This is a genomic window from Streptomyces gottesmaniae, from assembly GCF_031845845.1.
Lineage (GTDB): Bacteria > Actinomycetota > Actinomycetes > Streptomycetales > Streptomycetaceae > Streptomyces > Streptomyces akebiae.
On the sequence record NZ_JAVRFJ010000010.1, the window covers coordinates 205481 to 232164 of the forward strand.

Below are 26684 nucleotides of genomic sequence, written 5' to 3' on the forward strand. Positions count from 1 at the left end.
GCCGGGGCTCTTTGCCGGTTCCGAGCCTGTGCAGGGTGCGCGTGCTCCCTAATGGAAGTGCTCAAGGCACGTCATCCCACCAGCCGTTCGCAACCCCAGCAAGCCGTGCGGCCCTCGGTCTGCTTCAGAACTGAGACTCAGGCATTGGAGAGAGGTGATCCACGCGGCCAGCTCGGACTGCGAACAGCGAATCGCGTTGCCGGTGGGCCAGGAGTGCGGTGACGGAACGTGCTTTGAACCGTCACCAGAGATACCGCTCGGGAACGATTGTCGATACTCCTCTGCCTCACCTTGAACGAACGCCGATGGGCGCGGTAGCGGCTTCGTCTTGTCAATAGGACTCGAAGGTCCGGGCATACTCAAAGGCTCGCTCCGCGCCCCGAAGGACGGCGAGGCCATCGCCCAAGAACGGGGCTCAGTACCGACCTTCGGGTCCCATTAGGCATCTCCCAAGCTCTACTCAGAAATGGTGGCCGAGGACCGAAGGCTGCGGCTCAAGGGTTACGAGGTGTACCGGTTCGGCGGCTACGAGCTGGGCCGTAAAGGTGCGGCCGACATGCTCCGCCAGTTCTTCAACCAGCTCCTCGCCAGACACCAGTGACGGCTACTATGAGCGGCGACCGAGCTCATGTGCCGAGCCGGCGCTCGATCTTGTCAAGCATCCGCATCAGCAGACTCGCGGTCATGACTGCCTCAGCGGCTTCGGTCACGTCGTCGAACGACACTTCCCGGTGCCCGGACGGGTTACGTAGCACTGCGTACGCGCCACGGAAGAGCATCATCGTGCCGTCAACCTCACCAGAGGGGGTCGCAGGATCGGCAAGCGGTCCGCCAGGCTTGAATGCCTTAATCATGAGGTCGCTACCGATCACCTCATCTCCGAAGCCGGCCAGCTGGCGTACGCGCACCTCGATGGCTTTCATGGAAACGAAGATTGCGTTCTCGTACTCACCAAGGAGGAACTGACGACGAGCTTTGGCCTCGATCAACGGGTGCAGATCTCCTTGGAGCCTGTTCACGCTGCGCACGGTGGAAATACCCTGCTTGATTGCCTCATGCCCTCGACGCGTCACAAATATGGCATGTGCGCTACTGTTGCCGGGCTCACTCGCGAGCATCCCCTGCGCCGACAACCATTGCACAGCTTCAGCAATCGCCTTGGCACCCTGGCCGCTGTAGCTCGCGTCGGAGTTGTACTGCAAGCTGTAGTTGTACGAGTTCCACATATTGCTCTGCACCATGTCTTCAAGGACATGAAGTGCTAGTTCATCCACGGGGAGTTCGAGGGCGGCTTGCGCGGTCAGCGAGATCATGCCACAACTTATACTCTGGTTCACGCATGTCGTCAAAGGGTTTTAACAAATGAAAAACGGGCGCACTCTCGCCCGTGTCAGGTCTCTCTCAAGGCGATTTCTTACCCTTTGAGCTGGGCCATCAACTTCTTACGATCCCGAACCGCACTAGCCGTGATACCAGCGGCAACGATCACGAGGCCGATGGCCGCTCCACCCTGGTCGTGGCCAAAGTCGTAAATGGCGACTGCAATAAGCCACAAGGCTGACACCGACCTCTGCAAGGGAGAACTGCGGGCTGGTGTCTGTCCCGCCGACCGGCATCGGGAACGAGACATGGCGCCGTCGCCAGTTACTTACCGCCGCTCGACCAACGCCCGCGATGCGCGCGATTCCCGCCAAAGTGACGGGCGCATCGTTGGTTTCTGACATGTGGTTCTCCGAACAGGAAGGCGACTTTCGGACGGGTCTGACACAACTCGGTCGACGTGGCGGCCGGCGATGGCGGGATGCCGACACCGTAGCTCAGCCACCCCTACCAGCAGCAGGTCAGCCCGCGTCGGCAGCAATCTGCCCATCGGCTTCCAAACCATACTTGCGCAAGCGATCGCCTTCGTCATGACGCCCTAATTCCTTCAACAGATCCACCATCTCGGCGATAGCGAACGGTTCTCCCGCCAAGATTGCCTTCCTGTACCATGAAATCGCCTCCTCGCCGTTGGCTTGTCGCGACGTGAGGAATGCCGTGAGGTGGAGCGCCGAGGTTTGGCCTTGTTCGGCGAGTTTCTTCGCGCGCGACACTGCCTCGTCAACTCGCCCGAGTTGTTCAGAAAGCCCTGCCATGCGCCAGAGGGCGAAGACATGTCCTTGCTCAGCCAGGGAGCCCAGCCAACGTAGCGCCTCGTCCTCGCGCCCCGACGCGACCAGCAGCTCGGCGGCCGTGTGAAGCACCGCCAGGTCCACGCGCCTCTCGGGCTCAAGACACCAGCGCAGCGCGTCGTCATAACGTTCTGCCGCGATGAGGATGTCAAGGTATGCGGCCGAGGCGAACGGCCGGCCAACCGTCGCGAACGGCTCCAACCACGTTGAGGCTTGCTCGAGTCCTTCACATTTCACGGCCAGTTCAGCTCCGACGCGGAAGGCCATGTCATGGCCGGCGTCTGCCGCACGCTTGAAGGACGAGAGCGCCTCGTCCGAACGACCAGCCTGAGCAAGTGTGTTGGCCGTGACCATCAGGTCGGTGGCGCCTTCTTGAGCCAGTTCGTTCAGCCAAGCAAGAGCCTTGTCAGGACCATCGGTGTTCCACAACATGCCTACGGATTGCCGGATCGCGAGTGCGTCGCCAGAAAGCGCTGCTCGCCGGTAGAACTCAAGTGCCTCTGCCAGGCGGCCGTTCTGCTGAAGCTTCTCACCGGCTTCGCGGGCGGCAGCGGCGTCACCGCGGTCGGCGAGTCCGCCGAGCCAGGAGATGGTCTCATCCGTACCGCGCGAGTTCGCAGTCAGCTCGACGACCCAGGAGAGCGCGAGCTCATCTTTGGCTTCGGCCAGTCGTGTCAGCTGGTCGACTACTTCATCCTTCTGGCCGAAAGCCTCTGACAGCTCGACCAGGTTCGCATAGGCGTCCTCCTCACCAGCCTCGACTGCGGCCTGATACCAGCGCAAGGCTTCCTGGTGCTGGTCGGCTCGTTCCATCAGATCGCCCGCGAGCCAGGCAGTGCCTTCGATGCCCGCGGCGTGGGCACGCAGATGGAGCTGGAACGAGTATCGAAAGAGACCGCGGTTTCGGGCTTCCCAGGCCAGCTCGACAAGATCATCCACCTCTGCATGTTCGGGAAGCGCACTCCAGAGCGAAGCCGCAGCCGGCCCGGTCGCCCGACTCGACCGTCCGTGGTGATCGAGATAGTCAGCAAGACGAAAATGGGGTTCCCCGTGAGCGGCCTGACCGGGACGGGGGCGCACCAGGCTGAGAGGACTGGTCGCACCGCGGCAGGGCTGTTGCAGCGCAGAGAGAGTTTGGTCGAACCAACCCTCACTCAGGGCAGACCATTCGTCATCGGTGAGATAGCCGACGGCAGCCAGTTCCAACAGCGTACGAGAGAGTGCTCCACTGCATCCGATCCGGCGGGCATCCATTGCTGCATGGATCACGGCCTGCACGCGGGCCGGGGCAGTGGTATAGCGCTCCATGAGAGCGAAAGCGGCAGAGAGGTACTGGACAATCCGTCCGTCGCTGGCTTGGTGAAGTGCCTCTGCCAACCGCCGGTCCCCGTGTGCTGCTCTGCGTGCTTCCAACAGAGCTGGCTCATCGAACGAACGGGGGACGAGGATACTGTGGCCGGCAAGCAGCAGGCGGGCCTCTCGGTGCCGATCCGGTGCTCCTGAAGCGGGGGGCAGGGTTAGCCGTTCCCAGTGCTCCGGCCAGGCTGTTCCCAAGACCACGACCGGGCCCCGGGTGGGATCTTTGAGTAGCTCCCGCAGCGCCGCGGCCGCCTGCTCGCCCAGCTGAGGCGACGCCAGGTAGGGCTCGATTTCGTCGAGCCAGACCACCGTCCGCGGCCCGACGGACGGCATGCCATTGAGGAGTGCTTCTGCTGGGCTTGGAGCAATCGGAAACCAGAGTCGCCAGTCGCCCGGTAGCGCCTGGATAGCCTCCCAGCATGCTCGTGTCTTGCCGGTGGAAGAGTCGCCAACAAGTACGGCCAGAGCGCTCTGTTCGGCGGTTGCCCGTGCGACGAGCTGGCCCACCCGCATGTCGTGTTCCCGGCTGATGTAGGCCGGCAGCGGGGGCAGCCGGTCACCGGGATCCCTCTCTTCGGCCTCGATGACACGGTGCACCTCCAGAGCGAACGGATCGGTGAAGTCCCGGATCGGCGAGCCCACCACGGTATGGGGCTGCCTGGCGGGATCCGGACCGTCTGCGCAGAACCCGTCTGCCGTCGCCCGCCCGAAGAAGCGGTCAACCAAGGCACGTTGTGGGAAGAGCAGGTCCGAGAGCTGCTGCCGGCCCCAGAGTTCAATGTCGAGGGGGTGATAGTCCTTACGCAGTTGATGGAGCCGATCCTCCACCGCAGTGTCACCGGTATAGGCAGTGGTGACCAGCACGAAGCGCGTGGCGTCGAAGGGGCGGGTTCCTTCGACATACATCCGAACCGCATCCGAGAGGGCATCGGCGGTGAAACTCTGCCGGCGCTTAGCCTGATAGACGGTCAGGCTGCCATCGTCGAAGTACCCCACGACATCGATGCCGTGCTGCTTCTGCCCGTTCCTGCCGTACAACCTGGACCGGACTGCACCCTCAACCTCACGAGCCAACGCCACAACCAGATGCTCGAGGCTCTCCCAGGACAACTGCTCTACCTGAAGGTGCAGCGGGGCTGTCACCGTGAGCGGCGGAGGAAGATCTGGAGGTGGAGCCACGAGCCTGTGACCAGCATCGATCTCTTCCCAGAGTTGTTCCAGGTCCTCTCCCCCCGAGGCGGCTGCGGGAATCGGCTCGGGGGGATCGTGCTGCGGCTTCGTCGTCATGCGGCCATCATGCATTCAGCCGCTGACAATGGGCCCAGCTCCACGATTGGACTGGCCGATAGCCCTCGTCTACACGCCAGTTGAACACCCCCGCTGGGTACACCCGCCGAACCGGATGCCCGCACGATCGCACCCGAGGCCATCCAGGTCGACGGTCGGCACCCAGGGCCGGGGCGGCCACGTACTCGGCATGGGCTCCGGCCCCAACCCAAAAATTGATCCTGGTCGATCACAACAGCACACGGAGACAAGCGGCGCGTTCACGGGGCGGGGTCGCTCGTCGGCCGAGGCGCCGCCTCCGACCAGCACCACGACGGGTAACGAACTCCGTTGTCAGTGGCAGGACTTACTCTCAAAACATGACCCACAACGTGCTGCATCGCGGTTACGGGATCACTATCGACTTGAGTGCATCAGACCTGGGCCACCCGGACCGCCCCGGACTCCTGCAGGAGATTCACCGCAACTACAAGCCCGACCTTCTCTACTGCCTCGGGGCCCATGAATACGGCACCGTCTGCCCCGGGTTCATGACCATCGTCGAGAAGAACGGCCGCTACCACGCCCGGCACGTGACCAAGGGCGAAGTGCCCGAAACGGCGGGCGAGAGCGAACTGCACAAGGCGCTCAAGAGCCACACCGCCGAAACAGCCAGCCGAGACGGCTTCGGCGTCACCGTCGAAGACCGAGCCGTACATGGTCGCCGTCGTACTGACGTAACGGTCGCCGGGGCCAGCGGAAAGAAGATCGGCTACGAGATCCAGATCTCACCGATCGCGAGCGGGTCTGTGGACAGCAGGACGCGCACCGCGGTGAACGACGGCCTCACACCGCTGTGGCTCGTGACGAACGAAAACTCGCTCGCCATCGATCGAGCGCCCTGGGCCAGGCTGAACGTCCAGCGATGGCAGGACGTGGGCAGCCGAGACGCCTTGCGCGTACGAGGAGGCGTGAAGGCGTTGCGCATGGTCCGCTGCGACTGGACCACCCAACGCGAATGCCCCAAGACTGGTACGCGCTGTGGCGGTTGGCACGCCACATGGGAATCAACCCAGGCGCACTACGACGACATAGTACGCATGACGGCCACGGGAGAGCTCGTGACGCTGTTCATGCAAGCGCGCACCGGGCGACGGCGCGGCTGGCACATGTGGGTGAAGCCATCGGACAAGGCCGAGTTCCTCCAGGGGCGTCCGGAACCGAATCCCTATCTGCTGGCATCGGCTGCCGACTCGACCGCCGCATTCCTCCCCGCCGAGCCGCTCCCACCCGACCCGCACTGCCACTATGGCGAGGACACCGGGATCCGCGCGGAACTCGCACGGCCCCGTGACAGTGGCGATCCCATCGATGCCTCCGACTGGCTGTCGAGGGAGCCGCCGCCGGAGTACAGGTCCACGTGGAACGTGGACGGCTGGGAGATTCCCGGCGATGTAGTGGCGGCGAGGCTGACGTTGGACTCCGCCCTTCAGCGCCTGAATGCACTCGCCGACACCCTCCCGGCGGGAGCGGACCTCGCGGCGGGGCGAATCGAGATCACGCACGCAGAACGAGAGCAGTGGCTCGCAGCCCAGGAAGAGTGCAGGCGACTGGCCGCCGCCCTGGCGACCCACCCATGGCTGCCCGCCACCCACGACCCGTTCAGTGCCCGAAGGGCCGTCTTCGCCGCCGCGCGCAAGGCTCAAGCCGGAGCATGAGGACATGAATACTGCCCTCACAAGCCTCGTCGCCGTCTTCGCGACACTGGCCGGGTCCACCCTCACCTTCCTCTTTCAACGACATATCACCCGGCAGGCGGAACGATTTACCCGAGACCAACAGCTCTGGCACGAACGAGTTGCCGCCTACAGCGCCTTCGCAGCGTCCCTCACCGACTTCCGCCGTAGTCAGAACGACCGTTGGCACCTGGAGCAGGCTGACCCGAATAGCCCTCAATTCATCAGCGCTCGTGAAGAGTCCTATCAGCGGCGGGCGGACGCGACAGCAGCGCTATGCCGTGTCCGCCTCATCTGCGGCGATTCCGTCTTGAGTCAGCTGGCCCAGGAAGCTCTTGATGCCACGACCGAAATTCATGTGGCGCAGGACGAGCGGGACCGCGCGAGGCGGGGGAGAAGGCCCGTCTGGTACTCGATAGGTTTCTCTCCGACGCTTCGCCGCATGTACGTACCACCACGATTGACTAGGGACGGTCATGCCGGCCACCGGCAGGAGGAAGCGGCAGGGCCGCCTCGCGTGGTTCAGAGAAGCAGGCGTGCTCGTGCGCGCAGGGCGTGCCGTAGGGGCGTCCGCAGGAGCCGAGTTCGACCTTGCGTTTGTCGAAGTGCTCATGGACCGACAGGGCCCGCGGAGTCCCGCTTTGCGGTGTTGGGGCATCATCCCAGGACCGAAGTGATGGTGACCTTCGAGCCCGCCTTCCCCACACGGTTCACCGAGAACCACGACGGCCACCGCCAACTCGGCGACGCAGCCTTCGGCAGTCAGCAGTGGCAAGCCGTATTCCAGCAGCCTTCCTCGCACAAGTTCACGTTCCTACGCGAGTAATACCGAGCGACGCTACGCCAGGCCGGCTTCACACACACGCTGTACTTCGAAATGATCAACGAGGGCAACAGGAAGCTCTACCTGATCTTCGGCGCCCAGCACGAACTGGGACTGGAGAAGATGAAGGACGCCATGTGGAAGGTGGGCCCTTCCTACGGCGTCCTCTACCGCGACCCCAGAGACACCCAACGGCAGATGCTGGATTTCGTATTCGAACCCGATACGGCTCCGCTGCGACGCATCTTGCGCGACTTCATCTCCGCAGCTCCCGACGGGCGAACCATCCCAGAGCTCAACCGATACGCCCTCTTGGACACCGTCTACCGGCCCGCCCAAGTGATCGACGCCGTCCGACAGCTACGCAACGCGGACGCCTTGACGACGGAACCTCGCGCCATAAACAACAAGACGCGAGTGCACCTGCCGCGACACCTCAGACCCTCAAGCCGTCAGCCGAGCAGGACGCCCTGTGGTGAGCAGACCCCGAAGGTGCACCCGGAACGTATGAGCCAGGAGATGGCATCGATCGGCATGAACTCCGAAGCGGAGCATTTCCAGGACGGCCTTAACAAGTGCACGACGGGCCTCGCCGGAGTAAGCCGACGAGGCCCGTCGTATCAGGTCCCCGTCTGCACCTGAATCCTCCGTCGAACCAGACCGCCAGAGGTGCCTCACGTGTCACGCTCGTGTCACCAACCCCGTAGACGCTCCCGGACCTCAGGGAATCCGCCTACGCAAACTGCATCGTTTCGGACCACGTGGACGCCCAAAGACGGTCTCTACAACCTGTGCCATGTCGTACCGCAGTACTCGCACGCCAACACCACAGCCCGCGTACCAAGATCCGGACCAGGTGCGGACCAGCTCAGCCCTGCGGTAGACGGTTCCACCTCTTGTCGCAGGTCAGGGGCGACGGTGGGCGTGTACCACCATGAGACCAAGAACCTCCTGGTGTCGTACTCTCCGAAGAAGCTGGGCTTCTTCTAAGCGCAGAGAGGGCGCCTGGCCAGGGCAGATGCCGGCCAGGTGCCCATGTGCGGGTGCGCCTGGACCACATGCCGTCGGCGCGCCCGATCGCAGCGACCGTCCGCTGACGCGCACGACAGCGAGCCGCTGGACGCGCCAGTGATCACGGTGAGCCTCAGATGGCTCCGCCATTGCCCCGGACGACCTGGCCGTTGATCCAGCGGTCCTCTCGCCATCCAATGGACAGCGCGCCGCCTTACGGCCGATGCCACGAGAGCCGCCGGTCACGACGGCGGCTCGGGGGGTACTCCCACTCGCGGGTTGCTCCTTTGAACGGTCCGCCGTCCACGATGGGCCCCCGGCTACCAGGGGTCGCTCATCCAGGGGTCGGCAACCCCTGGAACGCCGGGTGCGTTCAGGTCAGGGTGGTGGTGTGAATCTTTCGGAATTGGGCGGCTTCTTGAGGTCACGCCGTGATCGCATCCGCCCCGCGGATGTCGGCTTGCCGACCGGGCCGCGCCGCCGTGTACCGGGTCTTCGCCGTGAAGAGGTCGCTCAGCTGGCCGGTGTCTCGGTCGACTACTACATCGAGCTGGAGCGCGGGGCGGGTGTCCAACCCTCGGAGCAGATGCTCGCCGCGCTCGCCCGGGCACTCCGACTGAGCCGGGACGAGCGCGACTACCTCTTCGCCCTGGCAGGCCGTCCCCTGCCCCCGTCCGGCAGTCCGGCCGACCACGTCCACCCGGGGATGCTGGACTTGATGCATCGCCTGGGGGACACACCGGCCCAGGTGGTCACCGATCTGCGCGTCATGCTCGTACAGAACCCGGCGGCCCGTGCGCTGCTCGGTCCACCGCCGTCCACGACCGGATGGACCGCGAGCTTCCTGTACCGGTGGTTCACCGACCCGGAAGCACGGGCGCTCTACCCGCCCGAGGACCATGCCGAGCACACCCGCTCCTTCGTGGCCGACCTGCGTGCGGCCTCGGCCCGGCGCGGCAGTGACCCTGATGTCCGTTCGATGGTCACGGCACTAAGCGCGCGCAGTCCCGAGTTCTCCGAACACTGGGCCCAGCACGATGTTTCGTTCCGACGCCACGACAGAAAACGTCTGATACATCCAGAGCTCGGACTGCTTGAGGTCAATTGTCTGAACCTGTTCAGCGAGGACGGACGTCAGCGACTGCTCTGGTTCACCCCCGCTGTCGGAACCGACTCGGTCGCCAAACTGGAACTGCTCACCGTGCTCGGCACACAGATCTTCGACCAGCAGAAGTCCTGATGGGACGCGCTGTGAGTCGTCGGCGCCGTTGGCGAGGTACCACTCCTTCGGCACATGACGAGCGGCCGCAGTGCCTTCACGCCAGGCTGAGGGGTTCGCTCGCATGTTGTGCCGGAAACAGGCTTCGAATTCTCCGGCGCGGGGCCGCCGGCACAGACAGTCGGTTCGTAGCGATGAACATGTACCCCACGCTTCGGGCAGGGCGCGTCACGTGACGACCTCGCCGTGACGGGCGTTCAACTCCCTTTTCTCCAGCCGCAGACAAACACCAGTGAGCGCACTGGTTTCCGCGCGCTGCTCGCCCCTCGGTCAGAGGGGTTCGCCCGACAAGGGATCCATCAGACCGGCAATCCTTCCTGCCTCCGTCATGTGCGCTTTGACAAGGTTGTTTTCCCACGCGGAAAAGCCCGAACCGTTCCCGTCGGGCACCAATGGCGGGGGTTCTCGTCCCCTGGTTGTGCCGACCCGGCACGCGTAATGATGGTCCGTAGATGAACCACTGCTCTTTTCAATATTCGCGGTTCGAGGGAGTGCCAAGACATGTCTGTTTCGGGAAATCATGGCCTGTCCTATGCGGTAACCGTCTCCCGGCAGCTCGTCCACCGCGCCGCTATCTGCGAGGTGTTTCTGACCGACACTCAGCGCCGCCCCGACAACGAATTCCTCGTCGCGGCGCAGCTGCCACGTGTCCACAGCTACTACAGCGACCACCTGGTGACTCCGGTCGCCTACGACCCGCTTCTGTTGCTCGAAGTGTTCCGACAGACCTCCATCCTGATCGCCCACGAACACTGCGCCGTCCCGCTGGACCGCAAGTTCAGCTTCAACTCCGGCGAGTTGGCCGTCCTCGACACCGAAGCTCTGGAGATCGGGCGGCTGCCTGGACGGGGGCTGCTGACCGTCACCATCACGGGTGAGAAGCACCGCGGCGCTGAGCTCGTCGGCGTCACCCTGGAGATGCGGCTGTCTGTCGACGGCCACGACGCCGCATCCATGACCATGACCATCCAGTGGATGCCCGGCGATGCGTGGGACGAGCTGCGTGAACGCGGCCGTGCTGCCCTCGATCTGGTGACTCCGCGCCCGCGCTCCGTCGTCCGCCGGCTCAGCCCTGCCGCGGTCGGGCGGAGCTCGCCCGACAACGTCGTCCTGGCGGAGGCGGAGGCCGTCGGCCGCCAGGTCGTGGCTCAGGTCATCGTCGACCAGACGCATCCGGCTCTGTTCGACCACCCACTCGACCACATCCCCGGTGCGCTGTTCTTCGAGGCGTACCGGCAGACCGCCCTGTACGCGGCCCACGAACTGCTGGGCCTGTCGCCCCGGCGGTTGACCTTGACGAACTGCGCAGCCGCCTTCACACGGTTCGGTGAGTTCGAACTCCCCACGGTGTGCCAAGCCGAACTGGTCGAGGACCGGGCGACGCCGGGCGCGGCCGTCTTCCGTATGGAGATGCTCCAGGAGACGGCCGTGATCTCCACAGCCGAGGTCGCCCTGCGGTGCACCAGCCCCATCGGCCAGTTCCTCATCCCTGCCCCGGCCCAGGCTCGGCACCCCATGCCTGCTGAACCCTCCGCCTGACACGGCAGGCCTGTCGTGCCGCACGACCTCGTGGCCGGCTCAGCCCATACCGCTCTGACAGGAGGACCCTCTGTATGCCCCTGCCCATGATCTGGTTCGACTTCGGCGGCGTACTCTCGCCACCTCTGGACGAGTTGTACGACGCCTACCATCGCAGGACCGGCATCCTGCCCGCGCACCTTCAGGCCGCCATGAAGGAGGTCGGGGACGAGATGGGCATGCCGACCCTGGCGCCCGTCGAGATCGCCGCCCTCACCGAGGCCGAGTGGGGGAGTCGCCTCCGCCGTGCCCTGACGAGCCGTCACCCGGAGCTGGATCTGAGCCGCGCCCGCCTGGAGGGCTTCGGCGAGCAGTGGTTCGACGGCGTCACGGCCAACCCGGTGATGGTGGGCGCCCTGCGCAACGCCCGCGACAACGGGTTCCGGGTGGGCATCCTGTCGAACAACGTCGTCGAGTGGGAGCCGTACTGGAGGGCGATCGTCGCCCCGGCCGGCGAGGTCGACTGTCTCATCGACTCGTGCAAGGTGGGCCTCCGCAAACCCGACCCGAAGATCTTCGATCTGGCGGCCAGGACGGCCGGTGTCACCCCTGAGGAGTGCGTGCTCGTCGACGATCTCCCGGGCAACTGTGCCGCGGCCCGACGGCAGGGCTGGCGAGCCGTCCACTTCCGTGGGAACCGCCAAGTCCTCGGCGAACTGCGGCATCTGACAGGTCTGCCCAGCATCCTCTGACGCTCGCGGCAACCACACACCGACGCCCTCCCCCGGCGTGGTCGAGCAGCATGGTCCGCCGCTTCAGGGGCTGTACCGACGACACACGTCACGTGGCCCGGTCACGCATCGGACCGCGCGGCCACCGCGAGGGCAGGGCGGCGTCGGCCCGTCGCAGGCTACCGGTCCGGCGGTGCGCGGCTCAGTTCATGTAGCGACTCACTGTCTCCGGATGGATGACGATACGGACCTGGTCCGTGGCCGACATCGCGGCGAGCGCGTCGGCGCGGGCCGGGTCGTCGAGGTCCCAGTAGCGAGCGGCCAGGCGGGCGCAGAGGTCGTGTGCTCCGTCGGGTTCCACGGTGGTGCGGCCGGTGACCGACAGCCAGCGCTCGCGTTCGCCCACTGGGGCGGCGACGACGAGCGAGGCGCGGGGGTCGCGGCTCAGGCGTCGCACTTTGGGCGAGTCGGGGGCCGTGAACAGTTGGATCGTGCCGTCGGCAGTGGCCTCGAACCACACCGGTCGGGGCTGTGGCGGGAGTGGTCCCCCGGCCACGGACAGGAACCCGTACAGGGGGCGTCGAAGGAAGGCGAGGTCCTCGGGGGTCAGGGTGTCGTTGCTCATCACGGTCTTTCTGGTACGCGAGGGGAAGGTCCGTCCGGCGTGCCGCCGGTTTCGGTCAGGATCGTGGCCGCGGTGTCGGCGAGATCGATCGACGTTCAGCGGTCGCAGGGCGGCTCGTTCCAGCGCCGAGGACGAGGGCGGTGCCGTTGCTCATGCTGCTGATTGAACACGGTCGACTCGGACGAGCCCATGGGTGGGAAGCCGAATTGCCTGTGTATTCGTCTAACCTCGCTGAGGTGGACGTGTTCAGCGATCTGATCCGTGGGGTGCGAGCTCATGGCTCGTTGTTCGGCAGTTCGACCCTGTCGCCGCCCTGGGCGCTTCATTTCGTGGACGGTGCGCCGCTGACCCTGTGCACCGTCCTCACCGGGGCGGGCTGGATCGTGCCGGAGGGTCATCGGCCCGAGCCGTTGCGGGCCCGCGAGACGATCGTCGTGCGCGGCCCGGTGACGTTCGCCTTCGTCGACGAGGTCGGCACCCGGGCCGAACCGATCGCGTGCGGCGAACACTGCGCGGCCCCCGAACGGGGCGGGACGCGGCACCGGCGCGGCTGGAGCGACCACGGTGGGGACACCGCTGACGGCCGCGGTACGACGACCCTGATCGTCGGCGCCTATCCGCTGCACGGCGAGATCAGTCACCGATTGCTGGACGCACTGCCCGTCGTGCTGCGGGTGGACGCCGGGGGGACGGCTGACGCCGTGCTGGACCACCTCGCCGCCGAGGTCGCCGTCGACGCGCCGGGCCAGCAGGCGGTGCTCGACCGGCTGCTGGACTGGATGCTGGTGTGCACGCTGCGCGAGTGGTTCGACCGGCCGGGCGGCGAGCCTCCGGCCTGGTGGGCCGCCCAGCGGGACCCGGTGGTCGGCGACGCGCTGCGCCTGTTGCACGCCGAACCGGCGGCACCGTGGACGGTCGCCGCGCTGGCCGAGCGCACCGGGGTGTCGCGTTCGACGCTGGCCAAGCGGTTCGCCGACCTGGTCGGCGAACCGCCGCTGACCTACCTCACCCGCTGGCGCATGACGCTCGCGGCAGACCTGCTGGTCGCGCAGGAGTCCGCGACGGTCGCGGACATCGCCCGCGCGGTGGGTTACTCCGACCCGTTCGGGTTCAGCGCGGCGTTCAAACGGGTCCGGGGCCTCAACCCGAGCGAGTTCCGCCGCACCGCGACCATGGTCTCCCCGGCGGCTGGGCGGTCCGCCCCAACGGGCTCCTGCCGAGCAGTGGTTGACGGGAAGGCGAGCAAGTTGGTCGAGGCGTCACGGTGACGCTGCCGAGCATGCCGGCGCACGTCTCTGAGCGCGAACGTTCCTTCCGTGCGCCGGACCGCCATGGCGCCGCCGGGTCTGGCTGAACGGTGACCAGCCACTACTCCTTCGTGGTGTCCAGCGTCATGGCCGTGAGAAGCGGTGACAGGTCCGCCAGCTGCTCGACGTTCCATATGAGGGAGAGAATGTCCTCGCGCCGGCTGTCGGAGACCAGCGGTCGTAGCAGGCCGTGGAATTTCTCCTCGAACTGCTGGTCGGTCATCGTGACGCGCGCGCCACCGGGGGCGTCGCGAACCTCCTCTGTCACCACCTCACCCGAAGTGAGCGTGACGGTGACGCGGTTGGGAATGTACTCCGGGAAGATCGCGGTCAGCGCCGGGTCCTCCCGCACCGAGATGCGCTTCATCAGGTCGAGAGCCACCGGATCCGCGATGGCCTCATCGCTGTACGACGCGGTGGTGATCTCGCCGTCGAGCAACGCCCGCGCCACCGTGTAGGGAAGACTGTGGTCGGCCGTTTCCCGTGTGGTGGGGCGCCATTTGTCGGGATCCTTGCCGAGGAAGGCGTAGCCGACACGGGTGGTGTCGACCTGGACCGACGCGATCTCCTCGGTGTCCGGGATCCTGTCCCGCACGGCCAGCGCGGCCCAGACCGCCGTCTGCATCTCGCCGTTCGTCGGCAGCATCTTCGTCAGAGTGCGGGAAACGGCATACGACTGGTTGTCTCGGTTGCCGAACTCACCGACGTCGAGGGAGAAGACACCGGTGATCTGGTTCATGAACCCCATCTCGCCCTCGAAGATGGGCGACGGTCCGGTGAAGCCGTGCCGGGCGAGCTGCGCGGCGACGACTGCGTTCCGCGCCGCGTTCGGGGCCGAGCAGCCTTTCCACTGGGAGAGGGACCCGGCACGCACCTGCCGCAACGCGATGTGGCCGTTCACCGCGATGTTGATCGCCTCGGTCAGTTGTCGTTGCGAGAGCCCCATCAGGCGGCCCGCGGCGACGACCGATGACACCAGCACGTAGTTGACGTGGTCCCACCCTCTTGTGTGCAGGGCGGCCGCGTCCTGGAAAGCGCACTGGATCTCGTAGGCCAGCACGATGGCGAGGACGAGGTCCTCTCCGGACGCCTTCTGCGACTCGGCGACCGCGAGGCATGCCGCGATGTTGTCGCTGGGGTGCCCCACTTCCTTGCCGATGTATCCGTCGTTGAAGTCGAAGTACCGGATCATCGTGCCGTTCACGAAGGCGGCGACGTCCGGGGTGGTGGTCTGTGTCGTTCCCAGAACGGTGGCCGCCGTGGAGGGGTGGGCCGCGGCGAACGCTCGGCCGTTGCGTGCGGGGAGGGCGTCGAAGGCGCCGAGTCCGCATCCGATGCTGTCGACGAGGCGCTGCTTGACCGTGTGGATGGCGGCGGCGCTGAGATCGGAGTGGCGCAGGGACACGGCGTACGAACTGAGGTCGTCGGCCAGGGGCATGGGACTCTCCTGAGTCGTCGGGAGCACCAGCCGGATCACCGACATCGTCGTCGTCGGTGAGGCGGTGGTGTCGGAGCGAGGGGTTCGGGACCCGCCGAGCGGCTTCAGGGGGCGATGCCCACGCCCTCGATGCGGCTCCACGCCTGTTCCTGCGCGGCGGACATGGCGGGCCAGTGGAGGCCGCCGGGCCGGGGGCGGACCTGGGTGGCGAAGGGGGCGGGGCGGAACGCCGGATCGTAGAAGCAGCCACCACCGTAGGTGGCGTCGAACGCGCCGCACGAACGCGCGATCGAGGTGGGGGTGGGCTTCCGGCCGGTGCGTGCCCAGGTGTCCAGTGCCGCCAGGGAGTTGGCGTACTCGGCGGTGCTGAGCGCGCTGTGATCGCTCTCCCTGGTGAACGTCTGGACGAGGTTCTCGCTTCGGTCGGCGGCCTGGACCGCGGCGCGATAGGCCGCCTCGTGCTCGACGAAGACCTGGGGGTCGTCGATCGCGTGCAGGGTGAGGACGGGGAGTGCGATCCGTCCGGTGAGGTCGCTGTCGTAGGAGAGGTCGCGGCGGGCGGTGGGGTCGGCCGAGAAGCGCGCCACGCCGGCGTTGAGCGCCTTGTCGTCGTGCGAACCGTCGTAGTGGATCCCGCGGTTGCTGAACGGGTTACGGCCGTCGAGCCGGTGGGACACGATGTCCCGGACGAGGAAGGCCGCGTACTGCATGTTCGTGGCCAGGGAGCGTTCCGGTATGCGGGTGACGGCCAGGATGTCGTCGAGGTCGCGCTGCTGCTCGGCGGTCCGGTCGGCCGGGTCGGAGTCGATGCCGGTGCACTCCTGGAGTCGGCCGTGGACCTCGTCGGGTGTCATCGGGGAGTCCGCGGGCAGTCCTTGCCACAGCGGGTACTGCGGTTCGGTGGGCCGAGGCAGGTTGCGGCAGTAGTACTGGTAGACCGTCCGCAGGTCCACGCGTGTGTCGTAGCCACGTGAGCCGCCGGCCAGGAAGCCGTTGGTCAGCAGGACTCCGTCGTAGGCGCCGCGCTTCTGGCCGTAGGTCTCGGTGACCTTGGCGGCGACGTTGCCGCCCCAGGACTGGCCGTGCAGGTAGGTGCGGTCGGGGCGGCCGAAGTGGTCGACGAACAGGCGGCGTGCGTTCTCCGTGTCGGCGGCGGCCATCCTGACTCCGTAACCGCCGCGCCGGTAGGAGGAGCCCGCCCAGGCATAGCCCTCGTCAACCATCACCGCCCAGCGTTCCAGGTCCTCGGTGGTGGTGGACTCGTCGTAGGAGAAGTCGGGACCGCCGTGGGCGTGGACGACGAGGGAGCCGTTCCAGTGCTTGGGGACGGCCATCGTGTAGTACGCGCCGTCGGTGTCCCGGCCGGTGTAGCAGTCCGCCTTCTCCTCCAGGTGGCCCGGGCAGGCGGCGGGGGTGGGGCGCGTCGTGTCGGCCGGGGCGGCGGGTGCGCTGCCGAGCGTGCCCACGACCGCGGCCGCGACCAGTGCCGTCAGCATGGCCGAACGGCGGCCGCGGGCCCGACGAGGGGTACCGGGTTCGGGCACGGCGGGTGTGTTCAAGGAACTGCTCCTTCAGGTGCTGGTGGGGGGTGGACCGGTCAAGGGCGGGTGTCAGGTGGCGGGTACGGGCAGGAGCGCCAGCGGCACGTGGTGCTGACCGGAGTGGACGTCACGGTCGCGCAGCGACGCCTGGCTGACGGGACGCGGGAAGGAGATCTTGACGACGTTCAGCGACGGGATGCGGAACATCCGCACGTCGGCCTCGTCGAGGCCGTAGAGCCGGGCGACCGTGCCTTCGTTGAGGAACGTCTCGTCGGCGGCGATGCGATAGCCGTCCGCGTCACGCATGAACAGCTCCATCGTGACCCAGAACGGCCCGGCGTTCTTGGACCGGACCTCGTGCGCCAGGTCGCCCAGGGTGGTGGGGGCGGTCTCAGCCATGGGGGGAGGTCTCCTCGAACTCGGTGCGGAACATTTCGGTGGGGGTGAGGGTGTCGACGACGTGGTGGAGCACGAACTCGTACGCCGGGCCGCGCTCGACCTCGGCCGGTGAGGTGGCGAACGCCAGGCTCGGCAGGTAGTCCATGTCGGCTGTCGGGAGATGGAGCATCAGGGGGTTGGCGATCTTCGCGACGGCGGTGGCGGTGCTCTGGTCCGGTGCGTTGACGAGGAGCATGACTCCCACCTCGCGAGGCGGGCCCACTGCCGGTTCCAGATCCCCGAGGATGGCGTTGTGCCCGTAGAGGCGCAGGTCGAAGGCGTACTTGTCGTCGCCGATGCCGAGCGTCTGCTCCACCCGCTGCCTGATCATCGTGCGCATGAGATCGGCCCAGCCGTCGATGTTCGCCAGGATGTGCGGATCCCGGATCGCGCTGAACGACATCGTCTCGTAGCCGGTGATCCGGGCGCCTTCGAGCTTGATGGTGTGCTGGTCGGCGACATGGAACCGCGAACCCTCGACCCGCACGGTGCGGTCGTCCAGGGCGGTGTAGACGGCTTCACGGACGTCCAGGGTGCCGTCCGGTTCGCGCATCAGGAACGGGTCCACCGTCTCGTAGAGCATGTGGGCGGCGACCAGGATCGGTGTGCAGGCGACCGTCGGATCGAGCGGCTCGATGGTGAAGCCGTCGGCGTCGACGGTGGCCAGCACCCCACCGGCGCGCGGATCGCTGGTGCACTGCCCACCGCACTCGATGATCTTGGCGGCGTGCCAGGTCGGCCCGGCCGGCATCCCCTTCATCAGCGGGTAGGCGGCGGCGATGGCGGTGTCCGTGGCGCGGCCGGCGAGCACGACCTGCGCACCGGCCTCGAGCGCGGCGACGATGGGCTCGTGCCCCATGGCGCCGACGATGTGTGTGCAGCTCCGCAGCGTCTGCGGGTCCAGCTCGCCCAGCGGAGGCAGGGCATGGATCCGGCCCTCGTCCAGGCACTTCAGGAGCGCGCCGGTCGCCTGCTCGCTGTAGACGCGCGCCACCTTCAGCCGGAGTCCCTCGGCCGCCAGGATGTCGGCGACGATGCCGGCGACCCAGTCGACGCCGGAGTCGGTTCCGCTGGTGCCGCACGAACCCACGATCAGGGGGATACCGGCGCCTGCCGCCGCCTTGAGCAGGACCCGCAGGTCACGGGCGACCGCGGCACGGGTGGTCTTGGGCTGCGACGCGCCGAGGTAGTAGGGACCGGAGTCGGTGCTGCCCCCGTCGACGGAGATGACATCGGCGCCGAGCGCCAGACCGCGCTCGATCGTGGCCTCGGGAAAGCCGGCTCCGAGCATGCCGGTCGGTGCCAGGACCTTGACCTGGTCGACCCGTTCGTTGTCCATGTTCCTCTTTCTTGTCGGTACCGGGCACGTGGCGGGCGGGTGTCACCCGTCGCGCCGGGCAGGGGGAGCGTGGGGCAGCAGGTGGGCGTTCACCGCGAACCGGGGGCGGCCCGCGAGGGCGGCCACCACCTCGGCCGCGCCCTCGAGGCCGGCGGCGGCGCGGGCTTGGGCGGTCTGCCCAGCGAGGTGGGAGAAGACGACGATTCCCTCGACGTCCCGCAGCGGGCTGTCGGCCGGGAGCGGCTCCTCGCTCACCACGTCGAGGGCCGCCGCGGCGATCTCGCCGGTGCGCACGGCGTCGGCGAGGGCCTGTTCGTCGACGACGGCCCCCCGCGCGGTGTTGACCAGCACCGCTGTCGGCTTCATCCGCCGGAAGGCGGAGGCGTCCAGGAGACCGCGTGTGCGGTCCGTCAGCGCGGTGTGCACCGAGACGTAGTCGGAGGCCGCCAGCAGTTCGGGGAGCGCGACGAAACGCACCGACGGGTCGGACCGCTCGTCCTGCGGCACGCCGGTCGTGCAGAGCACCTCCATGCCGAAGGCCCGCGCCAGCGGCACCACGGCGCGCGCTGCCGCCCCGTATCCGATGAGGCCGAGCGTCGCCCCACGCAGCTCGTGACCGTCCTGTCTCGGCCACCGGCCGGCGGCGACGCCGGTCGCGCTCTGCACCAGGCGCCGCGCGGCCGCCAGCAGCAGACCGAGGGTGTACTCGGCCACGGCGTTGGCGTTGATTCCCGGCAGGTTGCTCACCGTGATGCCGAGCTGGGCCGCGGCGACGACGTCGATGGAGTCGTGGCCGACGCCGGTGCGCACGATGGCGCGCAGGCGGGGAACCTCGGAGAGGACCTGGGCGGTCAGGGGATCGTGGCCGACCAGCGCCGCGTCGATCCCGTCGAGGGCGGCGACGAGTTGCTCGTGACCGCGGGTGCCGACCAGCGGGGCGTGCACCGTCGTGTGGCCGTGCGCCCGGAGATGGTGATCGGCCTCGTCGCCGGGTCGTAGGTAGTCCGTGGTGATCAGGATGCGGGGCACGGTTCCTCGTCTCTGGCTGCGTCCGGCGTCGGCCTCGCGCCGCGCCGCGGGGGTGGACTGGTCATTGGGCGAGGGCCAGGGCGGTGCGCCGCCGAAGCACGCCGATCCTGGCCACGACGATGATCGACAGCGAGGCGACCAGGGCGATGTCGATGAGCATCAGGGGCCATCCGGTGATGTCGACCATCCCGCCGACCAGCGCCGGGCCCAGGAAGCCGCCGCCGGCCCAGCCGACGGTGTACATGCCGGCGTAGGTCCCGTAGACCCGTGCCGAGGGCGCGAGGTTCCACAGGACGACCACCGCGTTGACCAGGAAGCAGGTCCCGCCCGTCGCCGCGAGGCACAGGGCCACGGTGGCCCCCGTCGGCGTCGGGACGATCGTCCCCAGCACCATGGCGCCGGTGAAGACCGACATGCCCACGGCCATGACCCGGAGCCGTCCGTATCGCTCGGCGAGCACGGCTGCCGGGTAGGCCGCCACGATGAAGGCGATGCCGCTGGGCAGGGAGAGACCGCCTGCGGCTCCTCGTGACATGTCCAGGGCTTCCATGCCGTACGGCGTCATCAACGACCGGGACGCGGCCCACGCGCTGCCGAAGAGGAGGATCGCGAGGAGCAGCAGGAGCCGGCTGCGATCGGTGTCCTTGAGGATCTCGGTCAAGGTGTCGCGGACGCGTGGCTCGGTGCGCTCGGCGCTGTGCGCCGCTTCGCTCTCGGCCACCGCTGCCCGGTAGGCCGGGGACCGGTTGTCGCGCACGGTGGCCGCGAGCACCCCGATCGAGATCAGCATGATGATCGCGGGGATCGCGAACGCGAGGCTCAGATGGTTGTCGACCAGGAAGATGCTGAGGAGCGCGGCGACGATGGCCGTGACACTCGAGGCGATCTTGACTGCGGCGTTGGCCCGGCTTCGGCGCTCGGGTGCGATGAAGTCCGGTACGAGTGCCTCGGCGATCGGCTTGAAGGTGTTGGCGACGAGGGCGTACGAGAACAGCACCACGATCAGCAGCGGCAAGGACGCCGCGCTGTACGGGATGAGGATGAACAGCGCGGCGGCGATCGGCATCCCGACCACCAGGTAGGGCATCCGTCGGCCCCAGGAGGTCCTCGTTCGGTCGGACCGGTTGCCGATCCACGGCTGGATGAAGATGCCGAGCAGGTTGTCCATGCCCATCAGCAGGCCTACGACGGCCGCGCTGGTGAGGTGCTCGCGCACGAGCGGCGGGACCTGGGATTCGTAGAAGTTCCAGGTCGACTCCTGGGCGAAGACCGCCAGGGCGACCAGCAGTGTGATGCGCCGGGTAGGTGTGCGCCGGCCTGCTGACACCGTCGTCATACGGTCGTCCCTTCGCGCCGCCACCGTACTGGGCAGCTGCTGGGTAGGTCGTCGGTGGTGGCGTGGGGGGTTGGAGACATCTGCCCTCTTCGGGGACGAGCGGGGAGGCCGGGTTCAGAGACCGGGTTCAGGACCGGTCGATCTCGGCCACGAGGGTCAGGTCGTCGGTGACCCGGATCCGGCAGTCCGGCCCGAAGGAGCAGGACGATTCGCGTTCCTCGAAGATCGCCGGACCTGCCAGCTCGGTCCCCGGGGTGAGGTCGTAGCGGTTCCATACGGTGGCTTCGAGCAGCCCGTGTCCCGGGAAGCGCACGGGCCGGACACCGCGGTTCGCCTCGCCTCCTCGCGCAGGGCCGGCTCCCGTCGACACCTCATGACCGGGCAGTCGCATGGAGAGCCGCCAGTTCACGACTTCCACGGCCCCGTCGAGGGAACGACCGAACACGGCACGGTACGTGGACTCGAAGGCGGTCCGGATGCGTCCGAGACCGGCTGGGCCGAGGTCCTGCTCGGGCAGGCCGACCTCGATCTCGGAGCCCTGGCCGAGGTAACGCATGTCGGCCGAACGACGGACCCGCACGAGCTCCGGGTCTGCCGGCTGGAGCGTTTCGGTGGCGCGGGCCGTCATCTCGTCGTACAGCGCGGCCACTTGGTCCCAGTCGACGTCGGCGAGGGGCGACGGCAGGCTGCGGACCTCGTCGACCGTGGGCGCGGCGGCAAGGAGCCCGCAGGCGGACATCACTCCGGCCCGCATCGGCACGATCACCCGGGGGATCTTCAGCGACTTCGCCAGCCCGTAGGCATGGGCGGGTCCGGCTCCGCCGAAGGCCAGCAGCGCGAAGTCGGCGGGGTTCGCGCCCTGTTCGGACAGGTGCGTGCGGGCGGCGGCGGCCATGCTTTCGGTGACCACCTCGACGATCCCGGCGGCGGCGTCGGCGGTGTCGAGTCCCAGCGGGCCCGCCACCTCACGGGTCAGGGCCTTGTGGGCCTCGCGGGTGCGCAGCCTCATCTCGCCGCCGAGGAAGTTCTCCGCGTCGAGATGGCCGAGCAGGAGGTCGGCGTCCGTCACGGTGGGTCGCTCGCCGCCCCGTCCGTAGGCGACGGGGCCGGGCACCGAACCGGCGCTGCGCGGTCCCACCTTGAGCAGCCCGAGTGCGTCGGGTGCCGCGATCGAGCCGCCTCCCGAACCGATCTCGATCATGTCGACGACGGTCAGGCGCACCGGCAGCCCCGAGCCGGGCTTGAACGTGTCGACCCGGCCCGCCTCGAAGTCGTGCTTGAGCCTGGGCCTGCCTCCCTGGACGACAGCGATCTTCGCCGTCGTCCCGCCCATGTCGAAGGAGACGACGTCCTGCTCCCCCAGTGTCCGGGCGACGGCGGCGGCTGCTATGACCCCGGCCGCGGGGCCCGACTCGAGCAGCCGTACGGGGAACCGCTTGGCGTCGTCAAGGGTCGTGACACCACCGCCGGAGAGCATGATGCGAAGGGGCGCGTCGATGCCCATGGCGGTCAGGTCGTCCCGCAGGTCGTCGAGGTAGCGCGCCATCAGGGGCCGCACATACGCGTTGAGGCAGGCGGTGCCGGCCCGCTCGTACTCGCCGATGACCGGGGCCACGGCGCTGGAGAGCGTGACGGGGAGGTCGGGGTGGGCCCGCGCGACCAGGTCCCGCACCCGGTGCTCGTGCCCGGCGTCGCGGTAGGAGTGCATCAGGGCCACGGCCAGTGCCTCGACGCCCTGGTCCACCAGATCCCGCACCGCCGCGAGGACGGCACGCCCGTCGAGCGGTTCGAGTTCACTGCCGTCCGCGGTGATCCTCCCGGGTATCCCGCGGCGCAGATGGCGCGGCACCAGCGGCTGAGCCGGCCGGGCGAGCAGGTCGGTGGTGTCGAACCTCGTCTCCCGTCCCATTTCGAGGGAGTCGCTGAACCCGCTGGTGGTCAGCAGGCCGACGACCGCTCCGGTGCGTTCCAGCAGGGTGTTCGTCACCAACGTGGTGCCGTGCACGATGCCCGCGACGTCTGCCGGGGCCGTGGACGTCTCCTCCAGCAGGCGGGCGATCCCGGCGGTGATGGCCTCGTTCGGAGCGTGGGGTGTGGTGGGCAGCTTCCCGGGCCGGACCAGTCCCCGGCGCGGGTCGTGCAGCAGCAGATCGGTGAAGGTTCCGCCGACGTCGACGCCGATCCGGACCGTGCGGCTCATCGGCCCGCCTCCTCATGTGTGCTTCCGGCCGCCGTCCGGGCTGTTCGCGGGTTCCGCCGGCCGGCTGGGACGGTGTAGCCGGCGATCTCGTCGGCGATCTGGAGCTCGGGCTCGCGCTCCTCGGGGCGGCCGAACCCGCCGCCGCCGGGGAAGGAGATCACCACCGATGAGCCGGGGGCCAGCTGTGAGACCGACTTCAGTGGGACGCGCTCGCCGGAGTCCAGGACGACCTGTGCGGTGGCGCCGGGTTCACCGCCGGCCAGGCCGAGCGCCGGATGCCGCTCGCGGTCTCCGAGCAGCACCATCTGCACCGGTCGCCTCGTCGGGTTGCGGACCTCGATGTCCTGGCCCAGTCCTCCGCGGCGTCGCCCCCGTCCGCCCGATCCGGCACGTAACTCCTTGCGGAGGAAGTGCAGCGGAGACGCGGCCTCCAGGGCCTCGATGCCGCCGCCGCCGGAGTTGGTCGGGAAGGCGGTGGTGGACAGCCCGTCCGACTCCTTGGACGCGCCCATGCCCGCGTTGGCGAAGAGCATGAGGCTGAACGGCCGGCCGGAGTCGTCGACCCCCGCGAAGCGGACCCGCAGGGCGGGGGCACCGCCGCTGTCGGCGATGACACGGTCGGGCAGCACCGGAGCCAGTGCCCGGTACACCGCGCAGGACAGGAGGTGGCCGGTGAGGTGCCGTGCCACGACGGGCGCGGGAAAGGTCGGGTTGACGATCGTGCCCTCCGGTGCGGTGACCCGGATGGCGCGGTAGGAGCCCCAGTTGGTCCGTGTGGACGGATCCAGCAGGATCTTCAGCGGATACATGGAGTAGGCGCGGGTGTAGTTCAGCGTCGAGTTCGTCGCGAACGGCACTTGGGGGGAGCTGCCGGTGTAGTCGATCTCGACCTCCTCGCCGCGCACGGTCACCGCGCACTCGATGTGCGTGGGGTGGCCTTCGACGCCGTCCGCGTCCAGGGCGGCGCGGTGGACGCCGTCGGGCAGGTCGCGGACGCCCGCCCGCATCGCGGCGTCGGTCACCGCGTGGACCTGGTCCGCGAACGCCTCGAAGTCCGGCTCGGAGAAGTCGGTGAGGAACTCCTGGGCGCGTCGGCGGCACACGGCGTGTGCCGCGGCCTGCGCCTCCAGGTCACCCCACACCTGGTCCGCCAGTCGTACGTTCGCCAGCAGCAGGTCCTTGACACCCCGCTCGACCCGCCCGGCCCGGGACAGGCGCAGCGGAGGAATCAGGAGGCCCTCGGAGAGCAGCTCGGTGGCGCTCAGCGAGGGTGTGCCACCGATGTCCGGTGAGTGCGCCACGGTGCCCGCGAACGCGACGAGCCGTCCTCGGTGGAAGACCGGGGAGATCATGGCGATGTCGGGCAGGTGCCCGGTGGCGATCCACGGGTCGTTCGTGATGACGCTGTCGCCGTCCTGCCACTCGTCCGCCGGGAACCGTTCGAGGACCAGCGCGGTCAGCGAACTCATCAGGGCGGCGAAGGCGGGGATGCCGGCGCGTGACTCGGCCATGGTGCGGCCCGCGCGGTCCATCAGGACGACGGTGTAGTCGTTCGACTCCCGGATGATGGTGGAGTAGGCCGTGCGCAGCATGGTGGAGGCCGCCTCGTCGGTGGCGGCGGTGAGCCGGTCCCAGCGCACTTCGAGGCCGACCGGGTCGCGGACAGGTCGGTTCATGAGGCCGCGGCGCCTTCTTCGACCGCACGGCCGGCCGAGCCGTCGGCCACCGCTCCCCCGCCGTGGCCGACGAGTGACCTCGCGGTGATCCGGGCCGCGATGGCCTTGCCCAGGCCCACCGTGGTCCCCGTGCCCCCGAGGTCGGGGGTGACCACGTCGGGCTGCTCGTCCAGAACGCTCTCGATCGCGGCCACGACGTGCGCGGCAGCCTCGTGCTCGCCGAGGTGCGCGAGCATCATGGCGCCGCTCCAGATCTGGCCGACTGGGTTGGCGACGCCCAGACCGGCGATGTCCGGCGCCGATCCGTGCACCGGCTCGAAGAGGCTGGGGAAGGTGCGGTCGGGGTTGATGTTGGCGCTGGGGGCGATGCCGATGGTTCCGGTGCAGGCCGGGCCGAGGTCCGAGAGGATGTCACCGAAGAGGTTGCTGGCGACGACCACGTCGTACCGGTCGGGCTGGAGGACGAACTTCGCGGTCAGGATGTCGATGTGGTCCTTGTCTGCGGTCACGTCGGGGTATCGGGCGGCCATCTGGGTCGCGCGCTCGTCCCAGTACGGCATGGTGATCGAGATCCCGTTGCTCTTCGTCGCCCAGGTCAGGTGTTTCTTCGGGCGGGACGAGGCGAGTTCGAAGGCGTAGCGCAGGACGCGGTCGACCCCGGTCCGTGTCATGACCGTCTCCTGGACCACCGTCTCGCGATCGGTGCCCTCGAAGATCCGGCCGCCGATGCTGGAGTACTCGCCCTCGGTGTTCTCCCGCACGACATAGAAGTCGATGTCGCCCGGCTGGTGGTCACGCAGCGGACCGCGTACGCCGCGCAACAGCCGGACGGGGCGCAGATTGACGTACTGGTCGAAGCCCCGCCGCAGCTGGAGCAGACTTCCCCACAGCGAGACATGGTCCGGGACCACCTCCGGCCATCCGACCGCGCCGAAGAAGATCGCGTCGAAGTCGCCGAGTACGTCCCGCCAGTTCTCGGGCAGCATCGTGCCGTGGTTCAGCCAGTAGTCGGCGCTGGCGAAGTCGAACTCGGTGACGTCGAGTTCGAACCCGTGCACCTCCGCGGCGGCCCGCAGGCACCTCAGCCCCTCCGGGACGACCTCACGGCCGATCCCGTCGCCCGGAATCGTTGCGATGCGATGACTCTGCGGCACGAATGCACTCCCAGTCCACGTGATCGATGCGCGAGTCCGGTGGCGAGCACTCTGTCCAGAGGCGTTCCGGTGACGGCGCGACTGGTTCCTACCTTGGCCAGCGGCGACAGCCGTTACAAGCCCGTAATCGGCAAGGTACGTTTTCCCCCATGGAAAGCTCTCGGCGTTCTGGTCGCCCCTGGTCCAAGAGCCGTTCAGCCGTGGACGACCTGCAGTTCTTCCACGTGGTCGCGTCGAGCGAGACGCTGACGGCCGCGTCGCGAGAACTCGGCTGCTCTCTGCCCGTCGTCAGCAAGCGCCTCAGCGCGCTGGAGCGCCGCCTGGATGTCCGGCTCGTTCAACGCGGCGCCCGCCGACTCGTGCTGACTTCGGAAGGCGAGCTGTACGCGGCGCGCGTCGAGGGGATCCTCGACCAGATACGCGAGTTGGAGGACACGATCACCGACACGGCCGGGGGGTTGCGCGGGTCCCTGGTCGTCGAAGCCACCCTCGGTCTGGGCCGCACGCATATCGCGCCTCTGCTCGGCGAGTTCGCCGCGGCCCATCCCGAACTGCACGTCCGGATGCAGACGTCGGCGCTTCCGCTGCGGCCCCACCAGCGTGAGTTCGACGTGGCCGTCCACGTAGGCATGCCGCCCGATTCCTCGCTGCGCATGCGGCGTCTGGCCAAGAACCGGCGCGTGCCGTGCGCGGCGCCGTCCTACCAC

Annotated in this window: 21 protein-coding genes and 1 pseudogene; 10 read left to right on the forward strand and 12 right to left on the reverse strand. The window is 68.0% G+C overall.

Annotation, left to right across the window (positions count from 1 at the left end):
• Positions 1 to 466: 466 nt before the first annotated feature.
• Entirely contained in the window at positions 467 to 601 is a 135-nt protein-coding gene (locus RM704_RS14300; RefSeq protein ID WP_311590598.1) for a hypothetical protein, read from the forward strand.
• Positions 602 to 626: 25 nt separating this feature from the next.
• Here RM704_RS14300 and RM704_RS14305 read toward each other — a convergent pair whose 3' ends face one another.
• Both RM704_RS14305 and RM704_RS14310 read right to left on the reverse strand, forming a co-directional pair.
• Entirely contained in the window at positions 627 to 1313 is a 687-nt protein-coding gene (locus RM704_RS14305; protein WP_052146401.1) for a TIGR02391 family protein, read from the reverse strand.
• Positions 1314 to 1841: 528 nt separating this feature from the next.
• Positions 1842 to 4817: a restriction endonuclease gene (locus tag RM704_RS14310; protein WP_052146400.1), complete on the reverse strand. Its 2976-nt coding sequence runs from the start codon at positions 4815 to 4817 to the stop codon at positions 1842 to 1844.
• 359 nt (positions 4818 to 5176) lie between these two features.
• Here RM704_RS14310 and RM704_RS14315 point away from each other — a divergent pair, with 359 nt between their 5' ends.
• The 7 genes and pseudogenes from RM704_RS14315 (at position 5177) to RM704_RS14340 (ending at position 11915) form a co-directional block, all read left to right on the forward strand.
• Positions 5177 to 6514 carry a competence protein CoiA family protein gene (locus tag RM704_RS14315; RefSeq protein ID WP_033530938.1) on the forward strand — a complete coding sequence of 446 codons (1338 nt, stop codon included), beginning with the start codon at positions 5177 to 5179 and terminating at the stop codon, positions 6512 to 6514.
• Between the two features lie 4 nt (positions 6515 to 6518).
• Positions 6519 to 6920 (forward strand): annotated as a pseudogene (gene kilB, locus RM704_RS45695) (plasmid transfer protein KilB); the annotation flags it as partial.
• Positions 6921 to 7208: 288 nt separating this feature from the next.
• Positions 7209 to 7358: a hypothetical protein gene (locus RM704_RS14320; protein WP_311590599.1), complete on the forward strand. Its 150-nt coding sequence runs from the start codon at positions 7209 to 7211 to the stop codon at positions 7356 to 7358.
• Positions 7359 to 7409: 51 nt separating this feature from the next.
• Positions 7410 to 7997, forward strand: a complete 588-nt coding sequence (locus RM704_RS14325) for a hypothetical protein (RefSeq protein ID WP_311590601.1) — start codon at positions 7410 to 7412, stop codon at positions 7995 to 7997.
• 760 nt (positions 7998 to 8757) lie between these two features.
• The gene (locus RM704_RS14330; protein WP_033530937.1) at positions 8758 to 9606 is read left to right on the forward strand and encodes a helix-turn-helix transcriptional regulator; all 849 of its coding nucleotides are present in this window, start codon (positions 8758 to 8760) and stop codon (positions 9604 to 9606) included.
• A gap of 540 nt (positions 9607 to 10146) precedes the next feature.
• Positions 10147 to 11184 (forward strand): ScbA/BarX family gamma-butyrolactone biosynthesis protein, encoded by a 1038-nt coding sequence (locus tag RM704_RS14335; RefSeq protein WP_078937394.1) that lies wholly within the window; start codon positions 10147 to 10149, stop codon positions 11182 to 11184.
• Between the two features lie 74 nt (positions 11185 to 11258).
• Positions 11259 to 11915 carry an HAD family hydrolase gene (locus RM704_RS14340; protein ID WP_033530936.1) on the forward strand — a complete coding sequence of 219 codons (657 nt, stop codon included), beginning with the start codon at positions 11259 to 11261 and terminating at the stop codon, positions 11913 to 11915.
• Positions 11916 to 12096: 181 nt separating this feature from the next.
• Here the strand turns inward: RM704_RS14340 and RM704_RS14345 are convergent, their stop codons facing one another.
• Positions 12097 to 12519, reverse strand: coding sequence for a pyridoxamine 5'-phosphate oxidase family protein (locus RM704_RS14345; RefSeq protein WP_033530935.1), 423 nt, complete (start codon positions 12517 to 12519; stop codon positions 12097 to 12099).
• Positions 12520 to 12755: 236 nt separating this feature from the next.
• On the opposite strand from RM704_RS14345, the gene RM704_RS14350 reads away from it, so the two are divergent.
• Positions 12756 to 13787, forward strand: coding sequence for an AraC family transcriptional regulator (locus RM704_RS14350; RefSeq protein ID WP_052146398.1), 1032 nt, complete (start codon positions 12756 to 12758; stop codon positions 13785 to 13787).
• Between the two features lie 100 nt (positions 13788 to 13887).
• Here RM704_RS14350 and RM704_RS14355 read toward each other — a convergent pair whose 3' ends face one another.
• The 9 genes from RM704_RS14355 to RM704_RS14395 form a co-directional block, all read right to left on the reverse strand.
• Positions 13888 to 15264 (reverse strand): MmgE/PrpD family protein, encoded by a 1377-nt coding sequence (locus RM704_RS14355; RefSeq protein WP_033530934.1) that lies wholly within the window; start codon positions 15262 to 15264, stop codon positions 13888 to 13890.
• A gap of 104 nt (positions 15265 to 15368) precedes the next feature.
• On the reverse strand, positions 15369 to 16823 hold the full coding sequence (locus RM704_RS14360) for a DUF6351 family protein (protein WP_033530933.1): 1455 nt from the start codon (positions 16821 to 16823) through the stop codon (positions 15369 to 15371).
• A 51-nt stretch (positions 16824 to 16874) separates the two neighbouring features.
• Positions 16875 to 17204 carry a DUF4387 domain-containing protein gene (locus RM704_RS14365; RefSeq protein WP_033530932.1) on the reverse strand — a complete coding sequence of 110 codons (330 nt, stop codon included), beginning with the start codon at positions 17202 to 17204 and terminating at the stop codon, positions 16875 to 16877.
• A complete protein-coding gene (locus RM704_RS14370; protein WP_033530931.1) occupies positions 17197 to 18582 on the reverse strand; it encodes an acyclic terpene utilization AtuA family protein in 1386 nt (461 codons plus the stop codon). The genes RM704_RS14365 and RM704_RS14370 overlap by 8 nt, the downstream gene beginning before the upstream one ends.
• 42 nt (positions 18583 to 18624) lie before the next feature.
• The gene (locus RM704_RS14375; RefSeq protein WP_033530930.1) at positions 18625 to 19611 is read right to left on the reverse strand and encodes a phosphoglycerate dehydrogenase; all 987 of its coding nucleotides are present in this window, start codon (positions 19609 to 19611) and stop codon (positions 18625 to 18627) included.
• A gap of 61 nt (positions 19612 to 19672) precedes the next feature.
• Positions 19673 to 20947 (reverse strand): MFS transporter, encoded by a 1275-nt coding sequence (locus tag RM704_RS14380; RefSeq protein WP_033530929.1) that lies wholly within the window; start codon positions 20945 to 20947, stop codon positions 19673 to 19675.
• Positions 20948 to 21074: 127 nt separating this feature from the next.
• On the reverse strand, positions 21075 to 23147 hold the full coding sequence (locus RM704_RS14385) for a hydantoinase/oxoprolinase family protein (protein ID WP_033530928.1): 2073 nt from the start codon (positions 23145 to 23147) through the stop codon (positions 21075 to 21077).
• Positions 23144 to 24823, reverse strand: coding sequence for a hydantoinase B/oxoprolinase family protein (locus RM704_RS14390; protein ID WP_078937393.1), 1680 nt, complete (start codon positions 24821 to 24823; stop codon positions 23144 to 23146). The genes RM704_RS14385 and RM704_RS14390 overlap by 4 nt, the downstream gene beginning before the upstream one ends.
• The gene (locus RM704_RS14395; protein ID WP_078937392.1) at positions 24820 to 25977 is read right to left on the reverse strand and encodes a tartrate dehydrogenase; all 1158 of its coding nucleotides are present in this window, start codon (positions 25975 to 25977) and stop codon (positions 24820 to 24822) included. Before RM704_RS14395 ends, RM704_RS14390 begins: the two co-directional genes overlap by 4 nt.
• Positions 25978 to 26177: 200 nt before the next feature.
• Here RM704_RS14395 and RM704_RS14400 point away from each other — a divergent pair.
• Positions 26178 to 26684 (forward strand): LysR family transcriptional regulator (locus RM704_RS14400; protein ID WP_311590604.1); only part of this gene is annotated, 507 nt, incomplete at its 3' end.

Excerpts from the sequence above, each read along its gene's own strand:
- RM704_RS14315 (WP_033530938.1), top strand. The coding sequence starts at position 5,177 with ATGACCCACAACGTGCTGCATCGCGGTTACGGGATCACTATCGACTTG.
- RM704_RS14305 (WP_052146401.1), bottom strand. The coding sequence starts at position 1,313 with ATGATCTCGCTGACCGCGCAAGCCGCCCTCGAACTCCCCGTGGATGAA.
- RM704_RS14385 (WP_033530928.1), bottom strand. The coding sequence starts at position 23,147 with ATGAGCCGCACGGTCCGGATCGGCGTCGACGTCGGCGGAACCTTCACC.
- RM704_RS14310 (WP_052146400.1), bottom strand. The coding sequence starts at position 4,817 with ATGACGACGAAGCCGCAGCACGATCCCCCCGAGCCGATTCCCGCAGCC.
- RM704_RS14355 (WP_033530934.1), bottom strand. The coding sequence starts at position 15,264 with ATGCCCCTGGCCGACGACCTCAGTTCGTACGCCGTGTCCCTGCGCCAC.
- RM704_RS14325 (WP_311590601.1), top strand. The coding sequence starts at position 7,410 with ATGATCAACGAGGGCAACAGGAAGCTCTACCTGATCTTCGGCGCCCAG.
- RM704_RS14320 (WP_311590599.1), top strand. The coding sequence starts at position 7,209 with ATGGTGACCTTCGAGCCCGCCTTCCCCACACGGTTCACCGAGAACCAC.
- RM704_RS14390 (WP_078937393.1), bottom strand. The coding sequence starts at position 24,823 with ATGAACCGACCTGTCCGCGACCCGGTCGGCCTCGAAGTGCGCTGGGAC.
- RM704_RS14335 (WP_078937394.1), top strand. The coding sequence starts at position 10,147 with ATGTCTGTTTCGGGAAATCATGGCCTGTCCTATGCGGTAACCGTCTCC.
- RM704_RS14370 (WP_033530931.1), bottom strand. The coding sequence starts at position 18,582 with ATGGACAACGAACGGGTCGACCAGGTCAAGGTCCTGGCACCGACCGGC.
- RM704_RS14380 (WP_033530929.1), bottom strand. The coding sequence starts at position 20,947 with ATGACGACGGTGTCAGCAGGCCGGCGCACACCTACCCGGCGCATCACA.
- RM704_RS14345 (WP_033530935.1), bottom strand. The coding sequence starts at position 12,519 with ATGAGCAACGACACCCTGACCCCCGAGGACCTCGCCTTCCTTCGACGC.
- RM704_RS14365 (WP_033530932.1), bottom strand. The coding sequence starts at position 17,204 with ATGGCTGAGACCGCCCCCACCACCCTGGGCGACCTGGCGCACGAGGTC.
- RM704_RS14340 (WP_033530936.1), top strand. The coding sequence starts at position 11,259 with ATGCCCCTGCCCATGATCTGGTTCGACTTCGGCGGCGTACTCTCGCCA.
- RM704_RS14300 (WP_311590598.1), top strand. The coding sequence starts at position 467 with ATGGTGGCCGAGGACCGAAGGCTGCGGCTCAAGGGTTACGAGGTGTAC.